16 protein-coding genes and 1 pseudogene are annotated in these 21,558 nt (G+C 56.6%); 10 read left to right on the plus strand and 7 right to left on the minus strand.

Annotated features, from left to right (window positions below; genetic code table 11):
• Window positions 1-22: 22 nt before the first annotated feature.
• From QN224_RS30050 to QN224_RS30060, 3 genes are all read right to left on the minus strand, one after another.
• A complete protein-coding gene (locus QN224_RS30050; protein ID WP_283979656.1) occupies window positions 23-1,093 on the minus strand; it encodes an ABC transporter ATP-binding protein in 1,071 nt (356 codons plus the stop codon).
• Window positions 1,094-1,105: 12 nt separating this feature from the next.
• Window positions 1,106-2,875, minus strand: a complete 1,770-nt coding sequence (locus QN224_RS30055; RefSeq protein WP_283979657.1) for an ABC transporter permease subunit — start codon at window positions 2,873-2,875, stop codon at window positions 1,106-1,108.
• A gap of 783 nt (window positions 2,876-3,658) precedes the next feature.
• Window positions 3,659-4,648, minus strand: a complete 990-nt coding sequence (locus QN224_RS30060; RefSeq protein ID WP_283979658.1) for a succinylglutamate desuccinylase/aspartoacylase family protein — start codon at window positions 4,646-4,648, stop codon at window positions 3,659-3,661.
• Window positions 4,649-4,927: 279 nt separating this feature from the next.
• Between QN224_RS30060 and QN224_RS30065 the strand changes: the two genes are divergently transcribed.
• The 7 genes from QN224_RS30065 (at window position 4,928) to panC (ending at window position 12,704) form a co-directional block, all read left to right on the plus strand.
• Window positions 4,928-5,770: an IclR family transcriptional regulator C-terminal domain-containing protein gene (locus QN224_RS30065; protein ID WP_283979659.1), complete on the plus strand. Its 843-nt coding sequence runs from the start codon at window positions 4,928-4,930 to the stop codon at window positions 5,768-5,770.
• Between the two features lie 400 nt (window positions 5,771-6,170).
• Window positions 6,171-6,941, plus strand: a complete 771-nt coding sequence (locus QN224_RS30070; protein ID WP_283979660.1) for an enoyl-CoA hydratase/isomerase family protein — start codon at window positions 6,171-6,173, stop codon at window positions 6,939-6,941.
• A gap of 7 nt (window positions 6,942-6,948) precedes the next feature.
• Window positions 6,949-8,490, plus strand: a complete 1,542-nt coding sequence (locus tag QN224_RS30075) for an AMP-binding protein (RefSeq protein ID WP_283979678.1) — start codon at window positions 6,949-6,951, stop codon at window positions 8,488-8,490.
• An 83-nt stretch (window positions 8,491-8,573) separates the two neighbouring features.
• On the plus strand, window positions 8,574-9,431 hold the full coding sequence (proC, locus tag QN224_RS30080) for a pyrroline-5-carboxylate reductase (RefSeq protein ID WP_283979661.1): 858 nt from the start codon (window positions 8,574-8,576) through the stop codon (window positions 9,429-9,431).
• Window positions 9,432-9,443: 12 nt separating this feature from the next.
• Window positions 9,444-10,412: an ornithine cyclodeaminase family protein gene (locus QN224_RS30085; protein WP_283979662.1), complete on the plus strand. Its 969-nt coding sequence runs from the start codon at window positions 9,444-9,446 to the stop codon at window positions 10,410-10,412.
• A gap of 221 nt (window positions 10,413-10,633) precedes the next feature.
• Window positions 10,634-11,587, plus strand: a complete 954-nt coding sequence (locus QN224_RS30090; RefSeq protein ID WP_283979663.1) for a Glu/Leu/Phe/Val dehydrogenase — start codon at window positions 10,634-10,636, stop codon at window positions 11,585-11,587.
• A gap of 244 nt (window positions 11,588-11,831) precedes the next feature.
• Window positions 11,832-12,704 (plus strand): pantoate--beta-alanine ligase, encoded by an 873-nt coding sequence (panC, locus tag QN224_RS30095; protein ID WP_283979664.1) that lies wholly within the window; start codon window positions 11,832-11,834, stop codon window positions 12,702-12,704.
• 20 nt (window positions 12,705-12,724) lie between these two features.
• Here the strand turns inward: panC and QN224_RS30100 are convergent, their stop codons facing one another.
• A complete protein-coding gene (locus QN224_RS30100; protein WP_283979665.1) occupies window positions 12,725-13,423 on the minus strand; it encodes a hypothetical protein in 699 nt (232 codons plus the stop codon).
• Between the two features lie 255 nt (window positions 13,424-13,678).
• Window positions 13,679-14,227 carry a cupin domain-containing protein gene (locus QN224_RS30105; RefSeq protein WP_283979666.1) on the minus strand — a complete coding sequence of 183 codons (549 nt, stop codon included), beginning with the start codon at window positions 14,225-14,227 and terminating at the stop codon, window positions 13,679-13,681.
• Window positions 14,228-14,408: 181 nt separating this feature from the next.
• On the opposite strand from QN224_RS30105, the gene hisD reads away from it, so the two are divergent.
• The 3 genes from hisD to QN224_RS30120 all read left to right on the plus strand — a co-directional run bounded on the left by hisD (window position 14,409) and on the right by QN224_RS30120 (window position 19,274).
• A complete protein-coding gene (gene hisD / locus QN224_RS30110) occupies window positions 14,409-15,707 on the plus strand; it encodes a histidinol dehydrogenase (protein WP_283979667.1) in 1,299 nt (432 codons plus the stop codon).
• Between the two features lie 762 nt (window positions 15,708-16,469).
• Window positions 16,470-17,561: an ABC transporter substrate-binding protein gene (locus QN224_RS30115; RefSeq protein ID WP_283979668.1), complete on the plus strand. Its 1,092-nt coding sequence runs from the start codon at window positions 16,470-16,472 to the stop codon at window positions 17,559-17,561.
• 252 nt (window positions 17,562-17,813) lie between these two features.
• Complete coding sequence (locus tag QN224_RS30120; RefSeq protein WP_283979669.1) at window positions 17,814-19,274, plus strand: M81 family metallopeptidase; 1,461 nt, start codon at window positions 17,814-17,816, stop codon at window positions 19,272-19,274.
• A gap of 142 nt (window positions 19,275-19,416) precedes the next feature.
• Here the strand turns inward: QN224_RS30120 and QN224_RS30125 are convergent, their stop codons facing one another.
• Both QN224_RS30125 and QN224_RS30130 read right to left on the minus strand, forming a co-directional pair.
• Complete coding sequence (locus QN224_RS30125) at window positions 19,417-19,728, minus strand: DUF736 domain-containing protein (protein WP_283979670.1); 312 nt, start codon at window positions 19,726-19,728, stop codon at window positions 19,417-19,419.
• Between the two features lie 642 nt (window positions 19,729-20,370).
• Window positions 20,371-21,321: pseudogene (locus QN224_RS30130) on the minus strand (ArdC family protein).
• Window positions 21,322-21,558 lie beyond the last annotated feature (237 nt).

Below are 21,558 nucleotides of genomic sequence, written 5' to 3' on the forward strand. Positions count from 1 at the left end.
CGGCAGCCGAACAGGGAGCTTGTTAATTTAGAATGGTGCAATCTTGCGGTTTCCAGGACACTGTAACTTGTGTTCCGCCGGGGAAATGCCCGAGGCCGCGATTCTGCTGTTTGACGGTGATAGTCTCGTCGCCGCAACGAACCAGGTACCTCGTCATTTCCCCAAGAAAAAGTGCATTTTCGACGACCCCGTCAAGAGCGTTTATCGAGCCCGGAGAAGGTTGCCTCGGGCCGATATCGATGTGTTCCGGCCTTACGAAGAGCCATCCGCGATCGCCACCGGATTGTCCGGTCAACTGAGCTACCCCGGGCGCGATACCCGCCACAGTCACGTTCCCGGCGCCATTTTCGACGCGCTCCACCTGGCAGGGAAGGATGTTTGATTCACCAACGAACGAGGCAACGAAGCGGTTTTTCGGCTTGCCGTAGAGACTCTTGCTGTCGTCTACTTGCACCAATCGACCTTCGTTAATGACCGCGATACGATCAGACATTGTAAGAGCCTCATCTTGGTCATGAGTGACGAAGACAACAGTCACGTTCAGCTGTTTCTGAATACGCATAATTTCAATTTTCATGTGCTCCCGCAGGTGCCGGTCCAGAGCGCCAAGCGGTTCATCCATGAGCAAAATGCCCGGGTTAAACACGATGGCGCGGGCCAGTGCGATTCGCTGCTGCTGACCACCCGACAGTTGGTTGGGATAGCGCCCGCCATATTGCTCCATCTTGACCAATTCGAGTGCGCGATCGACCTTTTCTTTCGTTTCCTGGCGCGGCGCTTTCCGAACAGTTAGAGGGAACGCCACGTTTTCGGCGACGGTCATGTGCGGAAACAGCGCATAGTTCTGAAACACCATACCGATGCCGCGTTCATAGGCGGGAAGATCTACGATGGATTGCTTCCCTAGGAAAATGTCACCAGATGTCGGCGTTTCAAAGCCGGCGATCATCTTCAGTGCGGTTGTTTTTCCGGAGCCCGATGGTCCAAGGAAGGTGACGAACTCACCGGGTTGAATATGGAGATCGAAATCCTTGACCACATGCAGCGGACCATAGAATTTCTGAATGTTTTTCATCTCAAGGCTTGTGGACATGTCTGCCTCCGATCATTCGGCGATACGTTGGGAGATGCGCGTGTTATGCCGGTCCCGGATAAACTGCACAGTGATGATTGATGCTGTGACGAGGATAACAATCAAGGTCGAAGCCGTGCTTAGCAGCGGATCGATTTGATAGGCGATATCTCCCCAAAATTTGACCGGTAGCGTCGGCGTCTGTCGTCCCAGCAGGAAGAGCCCTACTAAGAGCTCGTCGAAGGACGTGAGGAATGCCAGCAAGCCTGCGGTCAAAAGAGCTGGTTTGAGAATGGGCAGTGTTACAAGCCGAAGCGTTTGCAGAGGACGCGCTCCGTGAACTGCAGCTGCTGGCTCAAGAGATGGATCAAAATTTCTGAGGGCTGCAGCCATGACCACGATGACGTAGGGTACTGCCAGCAGCACATGTCCCATCACCAACCCGCCAAACGTCCCGAGGATATGAAGACGCGCCTCGAACACATAGAGCGACGTCGCGATGATAACCACCGGCACCATCAAAGGTGAGAGCGCAAGAAGGAAGAGCATCTTCTTAAAAGGAAATCTTGTACGCACCAACCAGAACGCGCCCATGGTTCCGATGATCGTTGCTACGCATGCCGCCGCAATGCCTAGCTGGACCGAGAAGAAGAACGATCGATGCCAATCGGTCGCATTGGCGAGCTTCTCCCACCATTGCAGTGACAGGCCAGGCGGAGGAAAGACAACAAAAGGCGAAGAGCTGAACGACAGTATGACGACCACGATCAGCGGGGCAGTCAAAAATACAAGGACGACGATGGTGTATGCCCAAAGCCATGTCGCGCTGCGCGTGAGAAGCGGCCTCGTAGCGGCGTGCACCGTTGTCTCGGTAACGGACAGAACGGGATCAACGGCTTGCTTCACCTTCTTGAACAGGCGTGCAGCCAAACGGGGTTTTTCGTCAGAAGCTGCAACCGTCGACGATGACCAGATCATTTCCAGCGGGATGAACAGGCTGGCTATAAACAGGACGGCGATGGTGACAAGGAGGAGCACGATCGACGAAGCGTAGCCGAGTTCGAAGTTGAGCAATGTCGTCATCTGCGCGACAATGAGCTGTGAAATCATCGTGTCGCTCGGGCCTCCGAGCAGAGCCGGGGTGATGTAGAATCCGATCGCAGAGATGAAGATCAAAATCCCGGCGGAAAAGACCCCCGGAAGCGTCAAAGGAAAATAGACGCGCAGAAAAGCTTGCACAGGTTTCGCGCCGAGGATCTGGGCTGCCCGAGCAACATCATGGTCGATCCTTACCATAGCCGAATACATCGTGAAGATGGCCGTGGGAATGAACACGTGGGACATGCCCAAGACGACTGCGAATGTTGTATTGAGAAGGGTCAAGGGCTCCTTGGTAATGCCAAGCCAGATAAGCGCGTTGTTGATGATGCCTTCGCGCCCGAGAATCACCATCCAGGCGTAAGTGCGGATCAGGAAGGCGGTAAACAATGGAATCAACAAAAAGACACTGACAACGGACAGCGCACGTGATTTGAGCTTGGTCAACAGGTAGGCAACAGGGTAGCCGGCGGCGAGCGAAACCAAGGTGACAATCAGACCGGTTCTGAGCGTGTAGCGAAGGATGTTCAGATTTGTCTCACTGGCGAAGACGCGAGCATAATGGCTGAAATTGAACTTCGAGCCTTCGAAGCTGCCCCAAACGATGTACGACAGTGGAACCGCAAGGAATCCGATGAGAAGGATTAGGAGTGGAGCAGAAACGATGGCTCCCCGTATCCAACGATTTTCCAGCAGATTGTTCATATATGCTAGCCTCTTCGCCGGTTGCTCAGTTGCGGAACCAGCGGTTCTTGCCTGTGCGAAATTCATAACATCTCACTCCCGCGCTGCTCGCCGAAGGGGGCCACAGCGACATAATTCTGCTTGCCGGCATTTGCCCGGTCTAAGCCATGGGGCGACTGCCGCGATCGACGCAGCGCACGAACGCTACATCCGATTACTCACAACCTCAGCAACGATTTGATCTGTAAGTCGCAAGCCTGTCAGACTCGTCCTTCACAACAGGCAAAGAACCTCGAGGGGCCAATTCCGATCGCAACGTTGTCGAGCTTAGCACTCATATGTTCCCAATGACGCGCTGGCCGGCTCCGAAAGGGACAGATCCGTCATCGCTTATTGTTATGCAATATCGTATATTGGAAAATTGCGAGGGTCAAGGCATTTCTGGGAAGCGGTGTTGTTCAACGCTTCTCCGAAGCGCCTAATCGGAGATTCTCCATCGCAGTCTGTTCCGTCTTACGGAACAGACAAAGAGGCATTTCGCGTGGATCGGCGGCGGCGGCGCTCAGGCAGAGCTAAGCGCGCGCCAATTGCTTCTTGAATGAGTGTTCCTTGTGGACTCAAATTTAGTCGAGCACACCCCAAGCCGCCATGCGAATCTGCGCTCCGTTCGAGACCGCAGAAAAAAGCCCCAGGCAGGAGACGTTGTCTCTATCGAGAAACTGCTCCCGGGCTCGACGGCTTCCGCCACGGCTGTTTAACGTTGTCACGACCCAAAGCCATGTATTCGGCGTCCGGAAACATGGCTTACCCCGGCCGCTCCTCTTCCACGATTGTCAGCACCGGCTCGCCTTTGCGAATTGACGGATGCGTGATTCGCCACAAGACGAAGCCTGTCACTGGAGCCGTAAGTTCAGCAAGCGTATCGCCAAAAAGGTTGCGTAATAAGCCGAGCCGTTGACCCCTTTCCACTTTTATGCCGGGTTCCACCTCGGCGTGGAATTCTCCATCTGCCGGACAATCCACCCATATATATGTGTCGCAGACCGTTCGGGCGTTAGTGGGCAATGTCACGGCTGAGTCAGTCATGCCCAGCAAGCGGGAAACGTTCAGGACGCCTTCCACGTGGAAAGCGATGTCGTCTTCGCTCAGGAGGCCGTTCGATCCGGCTTCGGTCATTATCCCGACCTGCTTTCGCAAGGCACAGGCAGTAGGAGGTCTGCCGGGCTTGCTCATATATTCGGGGGTGAGGGCAAGTACGATCTCGCTGTCGAAGCACATCGCAATCCGTCGTGCCAAATCATCGAATTCAGCTTCGCCCGTCTTCTGGAAAATTGAGAATTTCGAGACTTTTTCCTTCAGATCGCCCCCATGCATATCGATGTAGCAATCTGCTTCGGCGGTCCATTCGCTCAGAACCGCATCGCAAAGGGCCTCTGAAAACGTGCCATCTCTCTTTCCCGGGAAAGTGTGGTTGATGTTTTTCCCATCCACTGGGCAAACGTACTCGCAGTACTTGTATGCTGCAGGCTGATTTATTAGCGGGACGATCGAGACGGTGCCTTTCAACGTTTCGGGATCGAACAGGTTTTGAAGCCGCACCGCTGCCTCGATACTCGAAACTTCATTCACATGCACTCCGGCTGATATACAAAGGCGAGGCCCAGGCACCTTGCCGCGAATTTCGCAAATTGGCCAGACGTAGTCCGCGAGAATGGGATTTTCGAAGCGAAAAGTGCCCCGAAACACGCCGGGGTCACCATACGCACAGCTTTTATCTGAAGCAGTCACTTTCATAGTTCATCTCTGTTATTTGGAGTGCTCAAGGTGGGCGTACGCCTCCAGCGGGCGCACGCAACAGGCCAGAAGGGTCAATTGCATAGTAATTTATAATATTGAATAAGTCGCAGCTGTATGTCAAGTTATGGCTCGAGTCCACCGATACGCCACGGCTTGTGTGTTCACCGGTACCGAGACGTTTGCAGCTTGCGCAGCTGCGCGCAACCACTTGCGATCTTTACACCCGCATTGAATAGCAATATTCAATACCGCGATCTGCAGAAAATGAGAGGCACAATGCTCGACAGCGGTGGTAAAGGCAGGACCGGAGTTAACTCTCCCACGGTACTCGAAAAATCCAATATCGATGAGCGTCTCTATTTGGGCACAATCGAAAAAGGAATGCTCATTCTCGACACGTTTTGCGCCAACCCAAGACCGATGACATTGGCTGAGGTCTCCGCGGCCTCCGGATTGAATAAGAGCGCGACGCAGCGGGTTCTCTACACCCTTAGAGCACTCCGCTACTTGACCCATAGCGAAACCACCCGACAGTATTCGTTGTCCGTCAGGGCGATGGACATTGGAAATGCCTACCTGCGCAGCAATCCAATCGTCGAGGCGACATATCCCTATTTACTGGAGGCCAACAAACGCTCCCAGGAGACGGTTAATCTGACAGAACTCGACGGTTCTGACATAGTCTTTATTTCACGCGTTCCAAGCAGGAGTGTGATGAGTTCCTATGTTACAATAGGTACTCGTTTGCCCGCATTTGCGACGGCGCCCGGCCGAGCAATCTTGGCGAACCTTGATCCGGCTGCGGCAGAAGAGATTCTCGATGGATCGAGCTTGAACGCGCTGACCCAACACACAATTATCGATCGGCGGAAGCTTTTTGAAGAACTGGAGGCAGTGCGAAAGAGCGGCTTTGCGCTGGCGAATCAAGAGGCGATGTTGGGCGACATTTCAACTGCGGCGCCTGTATTCGGTTATGACAACAGAGTCGTTGCGGCTGTAAACATTGCAGTATCAACCGCAAACTGGACGCCCGAGAAGGTACAGGCGGAACTCAGTCCCATAACCGTTGAAATTGCGCGGCAAATGTCCAAAGTTGCATCGCAGTATCGGCGGTTGTGAAACCCCCGGCATCAGCGGTCCTTCGAGCCGGAAAGCCGTTGATGCCGGCTGTTGAATCACTTTAGCGCTTTAGTCGACCGCGCCATCTTGATCAGCGGCATGCCGCTGAATTCGACCCTGCTTTGATTGCCAGCACCGGCAGACCATCTCTGCCGCCCGTGAGACGAACTCAAGTGGCCGGCCCCGAGATGAGCGGCAGCACAAGAGCGTGCCGCTATTTTTGTCACGTGTGAGCTGCCAGGCGCATCCGCCGTCCGTCCAACCGCAGCTCTTCAATTCGTCTAAGCCGCCAGCCCCAACTATCGCGGTGCCTTTCACCCGACAAATACACTTGACTTGCCCGCACGGCTTCGTCACACTATACGATATGCTATATTGCATTCCAATGCGGAGGCAAATCGTGGATCATTTTATTCTCATCGATAGACAAGATGACATCGCTATCGTGACTCTGAACAGGCCGGAAATCCTGAATGCGTGGCATGCACCAATGCGCAGTCAGTTGGTTGATGCCATTCTCGAACTCGAGAACGACAAGGCAGTGCGTGCCATCATTCTCACCGGAGCAGGAGATCGCGCCTTCTGTGCGGGTCAAGACCTGAATGAGGCCAAGTCCTTCGACGGCGACACCGGTTCGGCCTGGATTGCGGAGTGGGAGCGTTTGTACGGAGCCATCAGGTCGCTGACAAAGCCTCTCATAGCCGCCCTGAACGGCGTGGCTGCGGGCTCCGCATTTCAGGTGGCCTTGCTTTGCGACTTCAGGATCGGCCACGCGGGAGTCCGAATGGGGCAGCCTGAGATCAATTCCGGCATCGCCAGCGTCACTGGACCGTGGATCATGCGAGGAATACTTGGCTTGGCTCGCACGACTGATTTGACGCTCACCGGTCGATTGATGGATGCGGCCGAGTGCCATGCCATTGGTATTATCAACAAGATCGTCGCGCCAGAAGACGTCTTGCAAACCTCTTTATCACTGGCGCGCGAGCTTGGGGCCAAACCTCCAGTCGCCATGCGCCTCGATAAGCAGTGGCTTCGCGAGATGACTGAAGTCGAGTTCCGCGCGTGCTTGGATGCCGCGGTCCGAATTCATCGAGAAGCTTACGCTTCAGGCGAGACAGCTCAGATGATGGACAAGTTTTTGGCCGAGCGGGCCTCCAGGAAGGCCTGACACTGTGATGATTAATAAATTTAGGGGCTTCATAGCCGACTTCTCTGCCAAAGCTCGCAACTTCCCTGAGCGGGTCTTTGCTGATTTCAATGATGAAGCAATTACTTTCGGCAGGTTGGAGAACGAGTCCGCCTCCTTCGCTGCAGAGCTTCGGCTTCGGGGGCTGAAAGCCGGCGCCCGCGTTGCGGTCATGATGCGAAATTCACCGGAGACGCTTTCCCTTCTTTTGGGCATTGCCAAAGCCGGCGCCGCCTGGGTACCGATCAATGCGCAGCAAAAAGGGGATGGTTTGCGCTACATTCTCGAGCATAGTAGGCCCGAGCTTGTTGTCTGCGAACAAGGCTTTGTTCCCGTGCTCGCCGATTGCGGCGCCAAGATTCGCGCCGAGGCTGTCATCACAATCGGCGACTGCCGCGATGAGCGATCTCTGGAATCAATTTTACAAAAGAATCTCGAGTTTGCTGAAACGGCCCCTGATGCAAGTGAACTTTTCGCAATCATGTACACGTCCGGAACCACCGGACGACCAAAAGGCGTTCGTGTCACCCACGGGATGCTGCGCTTGGCAGGTGAGGCGGTGCGTACACTCACAGCTATGAAGCCGGCGGACGTCTTCTTCGTATGGGAGCCATTCTTCCACATCGGCGGAGCTCAGCTATTGGTTCTGCCGATCATTGAAGATGTCAAGCTCGCTATGGTCGATCGCTTCAGCGCCACCCGCTTCTGGGAGCAGGTCAGGAATTCCGGCGCGACGCATATTCACTATCTGGGCGGCATTCTGCAGATCCTCCTAAAGCAGCCGGAAACGGCACTCGATCGTCAACACAAGGTTCGCATTGCTTGGGGAGCTGGATGCCTCAATGACATCTGGCCGAAATTCCGCGATCGTTTCGGTGTCGAGATCCGAGAATGCTACGGAATGACTGAGGCATCCAGCATCACAACCTGCAACACAGAAGGTGTCGTCGGCTCGGTCGGGAAGGCAATGCCTTGGTATAGAATCGACATTGAGGATGAAAACGGCAATCCACTTCCCGCCGATCATCGAGGGGAGATCGTCGTCCGGTCATCTTTGGATGGGGCCCTTTTCAAAGGGTACCTCGACAACCCGGAAGCTACCGATCGAGCCCTCGTGAACGGTGCTCTGCGGACAGGTGACTCCGGAACTCTGGATTCTAATGGCAATCTCTGGTTCCACGGGCGGATGACGGACAGCGTTCGATGCAAGGGCGAGAATGTCTCGGCTTGGGAGGTTGAGCATGTCGTAGCGGCTCATCCGGCCGTCGAAGACTGCGCAGTGATAGGTGTGGCAGCTGACGTCGGCGAGCAGGACATCAAGCTGTTTGTCAAAGCGAAGAGCGGAAATTCTATCGACCCGGACCAGCTCTCGTGCTGGCTCTCTGAGCGCCTCGCCTCGTATCAGATCCCTCGATACATCGCCATTGTCGCCGATTTCGAACGGACACCCAGCCAGAGAATCATGAAACATCTTCTTCCCAGGGAGCTGCACGATTGCTGGGACAGGCTGGAAGAGCCGGCTCGCGCGTGAAATTTGGGCCATTGCGATCGCCTTCGTAAATCCCCGAAGGCTTTGTCGGAAAAATGCCGGAAGTGAAGCAGGAGAGGTTACGAATGGTTGCCGCAGCGTCGAGCAAATGGGAAAATCCCCTTATTCTTGTTGGTTGCGGCAACATGGGCTATGCGCTGTTGCGTAGCTGGCTTAACTCGTCGATCGTCGAGCCTGGCAATGTGCACGTTGTTGAACCGGTGGACAGTTTGCGCGACCGAGCAGCGTCACTCGGCGTGAATACGCACGAGGCAAGCGAAACTCTGCCGGCGAAAGCGGATCTCGTCGTCATCGCGTTAAAGCCCCAAGTGCTCCAAGCGGAGTTGTCGACTTACCGGTCCTTTTCCGGCCAGGCTCTCTTCGTTAGTATCGCTGCCGGTGTGCCAACTGAGGTATTGGAACTTCTTCTTGGCTCTCCGCGGATCGTGCGTGCGATGCCCAACACTCCCACAGCAATCGGAAAGGGCTCCACGATCGTTTTTGCCGTCAGCACCGTTTCAAAATCCGACCTCGACAAGGTGGTATCTCTGTTCCAAGCAGGAGGAGCCGTGCATAAGGTTGCGCAAGAAGTCCTGATGGACGCGGCGACCGCGATCAGCGGCTCGGGTCCCGCTTATATCTTCCATCTTCTTGAGTGCCTTACCGACGCCGCCCGTCAGCTCGGGCTTCCCGAAACAATCGCCAGCAACTTGGCCAGGGAAACTGTTTATGGCGCCGCCGCTCTCGCGATGGAGTCGCCCGACGCTCCGGCAGAGCTGCGACGACAGGTGACGAGCCCAAACGGAACGACCGCTGCGGGTTTGGCCGAATTGATGCACGAAAATGCGCTGTCCTCACTCATTGCGCGGACCACAAAAGCGGCTTTCGACAGGTCTAAGGAACTCGCAGCGCCGGCGCAAGAACACCAGCGGGAACGAGATTAGAGGAAAAGCGCCATGAGCGATTACATCTTGTACCTGAATGCATCTGACATCGATCGCCTTGACATGACGCAGTCAGACCTGCGGTCGCTGCTTCGGAGAGCATTCAAAGTGTATGGATCGAGCGATCTCCGCATTCCACCGAAGCAGACTGTGCGAGTGACGTCGGAGCAATACTTTCAAACCATGGCCGCTGTCTGTGCCGAACCGCCATTTGCCGCGGTAAAGTGGGTGAGCGTTGTCGGAGCGAACGCCCAAAAGGGCCTGCCAAATGTCAATGGGCTTATCGTTGTCGGCGACTTTCATACGGGGCAACCCTTGGCCATTGTGGACGGCAATCGTCTCACTATCCTAAGGACGGCCGGGATGTCGGCACTCGCTTCGGAGTACGCTGCAAATCCAGCGAGCACCTCGCTCGGTTTCGTTGGATGCGGAGCGCAAGCGTACGGGCATTTACCAGCGCTACGAGAAGTACTGCCAAACCTCACAAATGTCGTGTGTTTCGATCGCCGGCGAGATTCGGCAACCGGATTCGCCAGACATGCCGCAAGTCAGGGTATTTTCGGCCACGCGACCGAGAACGCCGATGAAATTCTTGAATGCGATGTAATCGTTTCAACAGTGCCCAGTGTCGCAGGCATGCAACCGTTCTTGGATGCAAGGAAACTGAGACCGGGCAGTTTCGTGATTTCCATCGACATGGGGCGGTCGTGGCTGCCTGAGAGCCTTTCCGCCTTTGACTCCTACATCGTCGACGACAGGGCGCAAGCCCAAGATCCTGACACTCGTTCTAAACTTGCTTATCCGGGGCCTTTTGGAGCCGATCTCTCCGAACTTGCCTGGGGTACTGCCGTGGGTCGTACCGATGCGGCAGAGCGAGTGTTGTTTATCTATCCTGGATTTGCACTGGCTGATCTGGCTGTTGCTGGGGAGTTGTATGTGAGAGCTCTCAAAGCAAATGTCGGCACAAGAATGCCGCGCTGATAGCCCTGCAACCTCTCCGTAGCTGCGCTGGAGAGTTGAGCGGGCAGCGTCGCTTCGTCGTAACCTAAGAACGGAAGACCAGATTTCGCGTAGTCCCCAAGAAGCTGTAATCGCGAAATTAGCTCCACAGATCCCCAGCCTCCTCCTGAGGCACCTTGGCTGTCGTCGATGAACTTCGGCGGCAGCCATTTTCTAAATCTTCACCGGCCGGGGCTACCTCTATGCCTCTATCGGCCAACTTAGAGGCAAATCGTGCAATCAGATTCATTGCCAATGCCGATGCCGAAGAGGTCGAGGCGCTTGCGGCCCTGATGACGCTCAAATGCTCGCTTGTTGACATGCCCTTCGGTGGCTCCAAGAGCGCGCTGAAAATCGATCCGCGCGAATGGACGCCGCAAGAGCTCGAGCGCATCACCCGCCGCTTCACCCAGGAACTCAACAAGCGCGGTCTCATTGGCCCGGGCGTACACGTTCCAGCCCCTGACATCGGCACAGGCGAACGGGAGATGGCCTGGATGATGGACGAGTTCCGCCGCGCCAATCCGACCGATGTCGTCAATGCCCGTGCCTGCGTCACCGGCAAGCCGCTGTCGAAGGGCGGGATTGCCGGGCGGACCGAGGCCACCGGCCGCGGCGTTCAAATGACGGGCATCGAGCAGCCCTGCGACGTGCTGATCCCGGCGGCGATGGAAAATGCCATCCATGCGGAGAACGCCGAGCGCATCAAGGCGCAGCTCGCCGTCGAAGCCGCAAACGGCCCCGTCACGTTCGAAGCGGACAAGATTCTTCGCGCCCGTGGAGTGACGATCCTTCCCGATCTCCATGTAAACGTGGGAGGCGTGGTCGTCAGCTATTTCGAGTGGGTGAAAAACCTGACGCACATTCCTTTCGGGCTGATGGAACGGCGGCGGCGCGAGCGGCGCAACCATGCCATCGCGACCGTCCTCGAGCGGATGACGGGCACGGAGTTCCCCGCCGACATGCGCGACGAGTTCCTTGAAGGTGGCGCCGAGATCGACCTGGTGCGATCAGATCTGGAAGACGTCATGCGCAGCACCTGGGCGCGCATTGCCGATCTGATCGAAAAGCAACCGGAGCTCGGCGATTGCCGTACCACCGCCTATGTCGCGTCCATCCGACAGGTTGCGGAGGCCTACGAGGCAATCGGAATATGACCAAGCGTCACTTTGCACTGCAGCGGGGACGCGAGTTTCCGGTGCGGCAGCTTACAGAACGATGATTGCAGAGGCCGGGGATCGGGCACGGTGAGGAAAGCTCTGAGGCGAGCGTGCCGAGAGTTGGGCCGGCCAGCGCACCGTGTCTTTTGCGCTTCCTCACATTACTGGGGACGGGAGGTGACCGCTCTCCAAACCTGAACAACTTACGTCGACAGAACATTTCGATTCGAAGGGCATCACGATGACCACCACGATAATCCGGACCATCGAAGAATTACGCAAAACCGTAAGCCGCTGGCGAAGTATGGGAGGACGCGTAGCGGTCGTGCCAACGATGGGGGCTTTGCACGAGGGCCATTTGAGCCTCGTTCGGGCCGCACTTGCGGGCACGGATTGGGTAATTGTGACACTCTTCGTGAACCCGCGCCAATTCAACAGCGCCGACGACCTTACGACCTATCCACGGACAGAAAATGAGGATCTCGCCAAGATCGAGACAACCGGCGCTCACGTTCTGTACGCCCCCAACTTGGAGGACATGTACCCGCCAGGCTTTGCCACGACAGTACAGGTGGGAGGCGTGTCGCAGGGCCTTTGCGGTTCGCATCGCGAGGGGCATTTCGATGCGGTGGCGACAATCGTCACAAAGCTCTTCCTCCAGACCGGAGCGGACATTGCGTATCTCGGGGAAAAAGACTTCCAACAACTACACGTCGTGCGCCGGCTTGCGCACGATCTCGACATTCCCATTGAGGTCGTTGCCTGCCCCACCATCCGCGACGCGGACGGGATGGCCATGTCGTCACGCAACACGCGCCTGTCGGCCGAAGAGCGCAAAATCGCGTCCCATCTTCCCACAATTCTCTTCGAAACAGCAAAGAAACTCTCGGGCGGACTTGAACCTCGTGAGGCAATCGCGGAAGCACAGCAGCGGCTTCGAACAGCCGGTTTTGCTGGCGTGGACTACCTTGAATTACGTTCTGAAGCGGAGCTTTCCTCTCTCGATCAGCTCGACCGCCCAGCCCGCCTGCTAGGCGCGGCCACGGTAGGGGGGACGCGCCTTATCGACAACGTAGCTGTTAAACCGCTACCGAAGCTTGCCACAAGCGGTTAGAGGATGCGATCTGGGGCACCTCAGGAGAGCGATGCCATCGTTAACCGGCAGAGATCGGTAATGCTGTAAACAGGCAAATCCGCCTTCTGCCGCAGCGCTGGCGCTACGCATGGAAAGGCAGCACATGTTAGTAGGATCGCCGCTACTTCTGGATGTTCAGCTCGCAGGCGCGCGGCGCCCCCTACTACATCCGCCTCGAGACTGGCCAAACGGTGGGAACCAGTTTCTTTCAGCGGAAACCGCGTTTTCACGCTTTGCTCGTAAGCGCCTTCGCAGCCTCCGAATACCACTCGGCTGCGATCTGCTGGATCATTGATTCCTAGCGCCTCATCGTCGTACGGCGACGGCAATGAGACACTTAGCACGCCCACTTTTGCCATCTGCGGCAGCTGGCGAAGCAGGAGAGGCAAAAGAGGCAAGCTTGAAAGTACTACAGGCACAGGGACGGAAGCCGCAACTCGAGCTTGGTGCCATGTCAGCAGACCGCAGTCTGAAGTCAGCGCTATGGCACCCCGCGCGACCAGTCTTAGGGCAGCTGTGATCAGCGCGGGTTCAATCGATGGATCGCGCGCCCATAGTCTGTCCATATAAGCTCCCGCAACTGTTTCTGTGATGATCGGAAAGTCAAAAGTTTCAGGATTTCCGACGTAACCGCGCGGCAACATTTCACCGCCTTCAGTCGTGAGGACGCCTAGTGGCCGAGACATATTCGAGATCATAGTCGCGGTCTCCGTGGAACTGCGATCGAGAGAATCTTGATGGGGGCCATATCTGATCCTGTCTAGGTGGCCGTGCGTGCTACCAGGGAAATTGTCGACGCAGTCTGCCGTCATGCGGCCAATTTTGATTTTTGGGTGGCCAGCATTGCCGTCGCCCGGAAATTGAGTGTTTATTAAAAAAGCGCGTTTCGATAGCCTTGGGAAGACGCTTAACTCTGGTTACTATACTCACCAAGCTGCACAACGCCTCAGAAGTCAGTAAGTAGGCGGAGTGATCGCGCTCAAAATCTCGCTTTGCCCGTCGTGGACATTTCGGAAGCGATGCGGCAGGCGACTGTCAAAATAATAGGCATCTCCCGGCTTCAAAACCTTTTTTTGGTTTCCGACTGTGATCTCCACCAAGCCCGAGAGCACCATGCCCGCTTCCTGCGCCGAATGCGTGAATTCCTCCCCGGTGTCTGCGCCAGGCGCGTAGCGCTCGTGCAGCATCAACATTTCCCGATTGGGATGGTCAAGGCCGATAACTCGATATGAAATGGTATCCACTTTACCGATTTCGACCAGGTCGGCTGACGAGTAGAAAGGCGAGTAAGGCGAGCTGGACTGAAGGTCAGAGAAGAAGCCGGGCAGGGTTGTTCCCAACGCGTCGAGGACTGCACCGAGGGTGTCAATCGACGGGCTCATTCGATCGCGCTCAATTAGCGATATAGTAGAATGGGAAATCCCTGAGCGGGCGGCCAACTCTCGCACACCAAGGTCTCGACGACGGCGAAGTTCACGAAGCTTGCTGCCAACTTTTGGCATTAGTCAGTTCCCCTGTTACCTGTGACACGCTGACAATGGCATCGCTTGCACTAGCGGGATACCGGGATTGGTCGCATACCACTCGCATTGGTGAATATAATGAACAGCTGGTTTGTGAGCAATTGTCGTACAGCCAACCTTGGAAGATGATGACGCCCATCATTCCACACAGGAGGTCTTGATGACGTCGCGTCGCGAAGCGCTGAAAGGCAAATTCACCCAGATCAAGGAACCGACCCGAGACGCCGTCTCTGATACGGCCCCGGTCGAAAAGACCGTGAAGGACATTATCGCGAATGTACGCAAACGCGGCGACGCTGCCGTTCGTGAATATTCCATTGCCTTCGATAAGGCTGACGTCGCCAACTTCGAAGTTCCCGAAGAAGAGAAGCTCAAGGCTGTGGCCGATCTCGATCCGCAGACCCGCGAAGACACCGAGTTCGCCATCGCAAACGTACGCCGTTTCGCCGAAGCCCAGCTTGGCACCATTCTCCCGCTCGAAATCGAGAGCCTGCCCGGCTTGCACCTCGGCCACCGCGTGATCCCGATTGAAATCGTAGGCTGCTATGTTCCGGGAGGCCGTTATCCCCTCCTCTCGGCCCCGGTCATGACGATTGTTCCGGCCAAGGTCGCTGGTTGTGACCAGGTTATCGCCTGCCTGCCGCCGAATGCCCATCCGGCGATGATTGCTGGCTGCCAACTCGCTGGTGCAGACCGCATTTTCCGGGTCGGTGGAGCCCAGGCGATCGCCGCAATGGCTTACGGAACCGAGACCATTCCAGCGGTCGATAAAATCGTCGGCCCGGGCAACGCCTTCGTCAACGAAGCCAAGCGTCAGGTCTTCGGTCAGGTCGGCATCGACCAGCTGGCTGGCCCGAGTGAAATCTTCATCGTCGCCGACGAAACCGCCAACCCTGCTACCCTTGCAACCGACATGTTGGCCCAGGCCGAGCATGACGTCCGCACCCGCGTTGGTCTGGTGACGACCGACCGCAAGCTCGCCGAAGAGACCATCAAGGAAGTCGAGAAGCAGCTCGAAACCCTGTCCACAGCTCCCGTGGCCGGCGTAGCCTGGAAGGACTACGGCGAAGTCACCGTTGTCGCCGACGAAGAAGCGATGATCGCCTACTCCGACTACATCGCTACCGAGCACCTTCAGGTCCACACCCGTGACCCGCAGGCAACGGCAAAGAAGCTGCGCAACTACGGCTCCATCTTCATCGGCGAACTGGCCAGCGTCGTTTACTCTGACAAGTGCTGCGGCACGAACCACACCCTGCCGACGATGGCTGCAGGCCGTTACACGGGCGGTCTTTGGGTCGGTTCCTACCTCAAGATTGCCACCCACCAGTGGCTCGATGAGCGCGGTGTTGCTGCAGTAGCTCCCGCAGCCGTTCGTCAGAGCGCGACTGAACAGCTGGAAGGCCACCGCCGCGCCGCTGCGCTGCGTCTTAGCCCGAAACAACTGGTAGCAGAATGATTTGATCCTCCCAAGCTACTGTGCCGAGATGGAAGAACCGCGGAGCACTCAGCGGTTTTTCTCTTTAGAAAGTACGCGGTGGAAATGTCAACTTCTGCTTTAACGCAGATGATGTCCTTTGTCTCTCCCGCGTTGGCATGCCTTAATACAGCGGACTTCCTACGGTGGAACACGGCTTTTCGCGTGAGTTTTCGAGCGCTAACTCCGGATTACAAAGCTGTGAGTTCAGAGCTCGAATAATGGCGAACACGCCGTTTAACCCGATCGCATACTGTATTTTTATCCATCAACGCGAGCAGAATCGCCTCCTCCGCTTGTCGCAGAACTGGCGATGGAGACGCTCATTATAGACCTTCTCAATACCCTCCAAGAACTTGAAAGCTGGAAGGTGTCCGGAACGGGATGGTCTTCGAAGTATCCTTGCCGCATGGGCGGACACCTCCGACCTTTCTCGTGCTGACACCAATGCTGCATTCACTGATTGTCCCATGAGTCAGCAAGAGTATCGCCTGAAGCTGGGCCAGGGCCAACTCTCAATGGCATCATCGGGGCGATGCGGGTCAGGTCTCAGGGCAATCAGCAGGCATGCAAAACATTTCTCTTGACGTTCGCACGGCGAATTATACAATACGCCATATTGCTATGCGATATTCGTTTCGCGCTTAGGCAGGGAGGTATTGCAACGCATGTCAGAGGACAGGCTCGAGTCTTCGTGACGCCGGCAATCTCAGAAATGCGAGCTCTGAAAAGGGGAATAGAAGGATGACTACATCAGCTAAAACGATCGCACTTTGTGCTGCGATTTTAGTGACCGGACTGCCAGTTGCTGCTCAGGCCGGAGAGGTCCCCGAAAACCTCAAGGGAACCGGCGAGGTTGTGGTAGCGACGGCAGGCGGAGCGTTTGAGGAAGCGGAACGGAAAGCCTGGTTCGAGCCATTCACACGTGACACCGGCATCAAGGTCGTAACCATTCCATCGAGTCCGAAACTGCTCGCTTCGGCTAAGCTCGGCCAGCCTGAAGCTGACATCAGCAATATCAACGGCGGCGAGGTGCCGAGCTGGATCGACAATAACGCTCTTGAAAAAATCGACTACAGCTATTTCTCGAAGGACACCTTGGCCGGCTTGCCGGATTTCATGAAGGAAGAATACGGCCTTGGGTCCTTCTTCTACTCGGTCGTCGTTGCTTATTCGACGAAAAGCTCGGGAGACCATCCCAAGAATTGGGTCGACTTCTACGATGTCAAGAAGTTCCCCGGCAAACGGACCCTGCCAAATTGTGACCTCATGCTTTACGGCGGCCTGCTTGAAGGTGCGCTGGTCGGTGACGGCGTCGCACCCGAAAAGCTGTATCCGCTGGACATGGATCGCGCCTTCGCCAAACTTGCAGCGATTAAGCCTAATGTAGGGCGATGGTGGGCAACGGGCGCCGACGCTCCACAAAGCTTGATTGGGGGCGAAGTCGACATGGCAGCAGCGTGGAACGGCCGCATCATCACCGCAAAAAAGCAAGGCGCACCGTTGGAGCTATCTTGGGATCAGTCATTGCTGCAGTATGATGACTGGATCGTCCTGAAAAACGCGCCCAATAAAGACAACGCGTCCAAGCTACTGGCGTATATCTCGCGTGCGGAAGCACAGGCGGCATTCGCCGAAGCGATCCCTTATGGCCCAGTCAACAAGGATGCGTTCAAGCTTCTTCCGAAGGAACTGGTTGACGTCCTGCCCGGTGGACCTGACATTGTGAAAAAGCAGATCGTTCAGGACTACAAATGGTGGGTAGCGCGAGGCGCGGATGGCCGCACCAACTATGATGTTGCGATGGAACGTTGCATTGCGTTGCTGACGCAATAACTCTCATGTGCTGCTGCGGGTCCCTTGCCCGCAGCAGCAGCCAAACAGAACGGGACGTATTCTGCTGAGAGTTTCAAAGGCGTGATCTGTTGAGACCTATTTGCCGCACTCTCGATTGATGCCCTGACTGATCCCACTCTCCAAAAGAAGTGCAGCTCCTGTTTAACCCTGCACCCTTATGCGTCCTCAAGTGACAGGAGCCAAGAATCTCTTTTTGGGATTTTTCCTAAACCGAGAGAATGGAGAAAATCTATGAGAATTGCCCTCGGTGGTATCCTGCACGAGACGAACACGTTTCGGAATGAGGATGCACAGCTTTCTGATTTTGACATCGTTCGCGGCGAGTCGCTGGTTACGGCTCATCAGGGAGTTCGTTCCTACATCGGCGGGATGCTAAATGCCGCCGCGATGATGGGCGCAACCGTGCTCCCGGCGATGTTCGCGTCCGCGGAAGCTGGTGGCACCATCTCGGAACGAGCGTATTCCGGCATGGTCGATAATCTGCTCGATGAAATCCGAACGGCTCTGCCGATTGATGCCGTTGGTTTGGCGCTCCATGGTGCAGGCATTGCCCGCGGCGTCGGTAACATTGAAGTGGACATCTGCCGAAGAGTCCGCCAACTGGTCGGTCCCACAACTAAGATTGTAGTCACGCTTGATCTTCACGGAAATCTGGATCGGCAGATCTCCGAATATGTCGACGCGATCTTCGGAACCAACTACCATCCCCATACGGACATGTTTGAGCGAGGCCAGGATGCCATAAACATCCTTCCTGGATTGTTCGATGGCGCGGTCGTGCCGAGGATCCATATCGAAAAGCTGCCATTCCTGATGGTTACATCGACTACGATGCATGGCCCGGCGGCCGAGGTAGAGAAATTGTGCCGGCAAATCGAGGACGATCCCGACATTATTGCCTGCACATTTTTCCACGGCTTTGTCTGGACAGACACCCCCGACACCGGTCCATCGGTACTCGCAGTTTCCAACGGAAATATTGAGAAAGCCGCGGAGGCCGCTCGGCGGGTCGCGCGCTTTGTTTGGGATAATCGAGACAAATTCCGTCCCAATGCACTCGCCCCGAAAGAGGCAATCGCGTCCGCTCTCGATGCTGGTGACTGGCCGGTGGCGGTTCTTGACGGAGGTGACGATCCCGGCGGCGGTTGTCCGGGGGATGGAACATATCTGTTACGCGCAATGCTCGAAGCTAACCTTGTCGACGCCTGCTTCGCGGCGATGTTTGACCCATCTGTCGTGGCACAAGCGCACGAAGCGGGTGTGGGTGCGACGATCGAGATCGAACTCGGAGGCAAGACAGATCCGAGACATGGCGCGCCCGTTGCCAGTTCGGCTTACATCAAAGCGCTCACTGACGGAAATTTTCTTTGTCAGTCACCAATGGGCAGGGGCAGCCAAGTGTCAGTCGGCCGGACAGTTCGATTGCAGATCGGCGCCATCGATATTGTCGTCGTTTCCGAAAGGCACCAGCCTATCGACCCGGAGATATTCCTCTTGCACGGTATCGATGTGTCCCGCTCCCGAATTGTTGCCCTCAAATGCACAAACCATTGGCGGGCGGGCTTCGCCGGTATTGTCAAACGTGACTTCTTGGCCGACAGCCCCGGCATTATGAGCAGGGACCTAAAAACCCATCCTTACAGACAAATACTCAGGCCCGTTTGGCCCTTAGATCCACAAGCAACTTATTAGCCCGATGAAAGCCAGCAAGGTGCTTGGCAATCTTGCTTGGCAGTCCAAAAGTTTCAACGATCTCCGCGGCCGGCTCAATGCCTGCTTTCGGCTTCTTGACATTGAGGTTGGCCCCGCCTTCGCAGGCGGGGCCGGTGGCGCTTCAGTCCCGGTTGGGGCGGGACCAGATTAGCTGGTAGCCGTCCTCGCCCTCGACTTCCGTCAGCGTCGCGTAGATCGGAGCCGGGAAGCTGGGGTCGTCGAGCTTGACCGAGAGGTAGTCGCGGTCAGTCTCGGTCGAACGCTTCTGCCAGGCCGCACCCAGCTCGACATTGCCCGCGTAGATGCGGAAGTGCGGGCCTTTGTCGGAGGGGTTTTCGACGCGGGCGATGCGTGCCTTGACGTTGAGGGCGAGAGTGCGGATCGAGCCGTTGAAGCCATTTTCGCTAGAGGTGAAGGTGCCGATGGTAGCCATTGTCGTAATCCTTTTTGCTGTTTCGGGCCGCGCCCATCGCGGCCTCGATGGCAGTCGCAAAGACCGGTGACGACCGGACCGCACCTAGAAGGCCGAAATGAAATGGAGGACGGCCGGGAGCGACTTTGTTGCTCCGCGAGGAATGAGCGCTCTGCGCTCAGGGGAAGAAAGTTGCGAAGGCCGTTGCGGGAGGACGATCGAGGCGTAGCCGGTCTCCGGTCAGACATGCCTCATCGAGCCCGCGAAGGGAGCGCCTGTAGCAAGGGGTAAAGGAATGGCAATGGTGCTGCGCCCGTTCGCTGCCTTGTGGAAACGGTCCTCATGGTGAAACCCGTTCTCGACTGCCATTGCGCCACGCTGTTGAGCTGAAGCTTCGGAGCCCGACAATAGGGCCTGGTTGCCTCCGCTGTTGTGTCGGCTATCGTTGCGCCGCGATTCGTCCGGAGGATTCATGCGCAAAGAGACAAAGCCGTTCATCGTCGAGATCAAGCCGTCCCGCAAGCTGAAAACTGGTCCAAAGAAGATGTCGATCTGGGAAAGTTGGACCTGAGCACGGAAGGCAGCGTTCGGCCAACGACGATGCAGGAACAGAGCCAGCCGCCCTCGACGAGAGCGGCCGGGCCTGATTGAGACGAGCGGCCCTCACGCCGCATGCCGATCCTGGTTATCTGCCGGCTGGAGGCCGTGGAGATAGTTGACCGCACGCTGCGCATGCGCGGCCGCGGCGAAGATGAACCGCTTCTCGTTCTTGAGAATTGAGCCAGCTTGCGAGGTAGCTCGCATGATCCGGCCTCGGCTCAAGCTCGGGAACGATGCCGAGATCGGCAGCCAAAAAGCAACCGCCAAGATCGGCGATCAGCTCTTCGTGGGCGCGAGACGCGCGATCCTTGTGATAGCGGGAGAGGTCGCGATCAAGCCGTTTTTCCGAGCCTGACCAATGGATGTTATGCCGATATCGGCATAATGCGTTAGCTCATGTCCAAGCGTCGCATAGTAACTCGGCACATCGCTGAAACTCTCGAACGGTGGCATCTGTACGATATCGAGAGCCGGATTGAAATAGGCCTGATTGCCCCCCTGCCGGACGATGGCGCCGGTGTTGGCGAAAAAGATGTCGGCATGGGTGATCCGTTCCACCGGATCGGTCGCGGGTGCCGGATTGACATAATAGTGCTCGGGCAGGCCCTCGATCTGGTCCACGCAGAACACCGTGTAGGCTTTGAGGAAGGGAATCCCGCGTTCGACTTCCTCGCCACGGGCATCGGTCTCGGTGCGCGTGAAGCGGCTGGCATAAACCACCATTGAGCCGGTCTCGCCCTTGCGGACATGGCCGCCGAGTTCGACGCTCTGCTTGAAGGTCATCCAGACCGGTGAGACGAAGCCCCTCGCAAGGGCCTCCGACCACAAAAGCAGCGTATTGATGCCCTGGTACGGCACGCCGTTGTGGCGCAGCGGCCGCGTGATGCGGCCGGCCGTGTTTGCCGCGCTCCAGGGCTTCACCCAAGGGCGCACCCCCTTCTCCAGATCCGCGACGATCTTGTCGGTAATCTTCGCATAGATGTCGACGCGGGTGCTGTTCTCTTTCCTGCTCATGTCCTGACCTCCAATTGGGGCCGCGCCGATCGCGGCCCGTCACGGAGGTCTAGGGCCGGGGAAATCAGGCACGCGAAGGCACCGAAGGCCGGAACGTTAAGTGGAGGACGGCATGGCCGTTGCTTTCGCTGCTGGCCCCGGCAGGACCGCAAACCGGGACGGGACCGCACGCGGCGCGCTCTGCGTTTTTCCTCTTCGGCAGTGCGAGCAGTCGGGAAACTTGCAGGTAGACACACA

Origin of the sequence: Sinorhizobium sp. 7-81, from assembly GCF_030124405.1 — a bacterium.
Taxonomy (GTDB): Bacteria; Pseudomonadota; Alphaproteobacteria; order Rhizobiales; family Rhizobiaceae; genus Sinorhizobium; species Sinorhizobium psoraleae.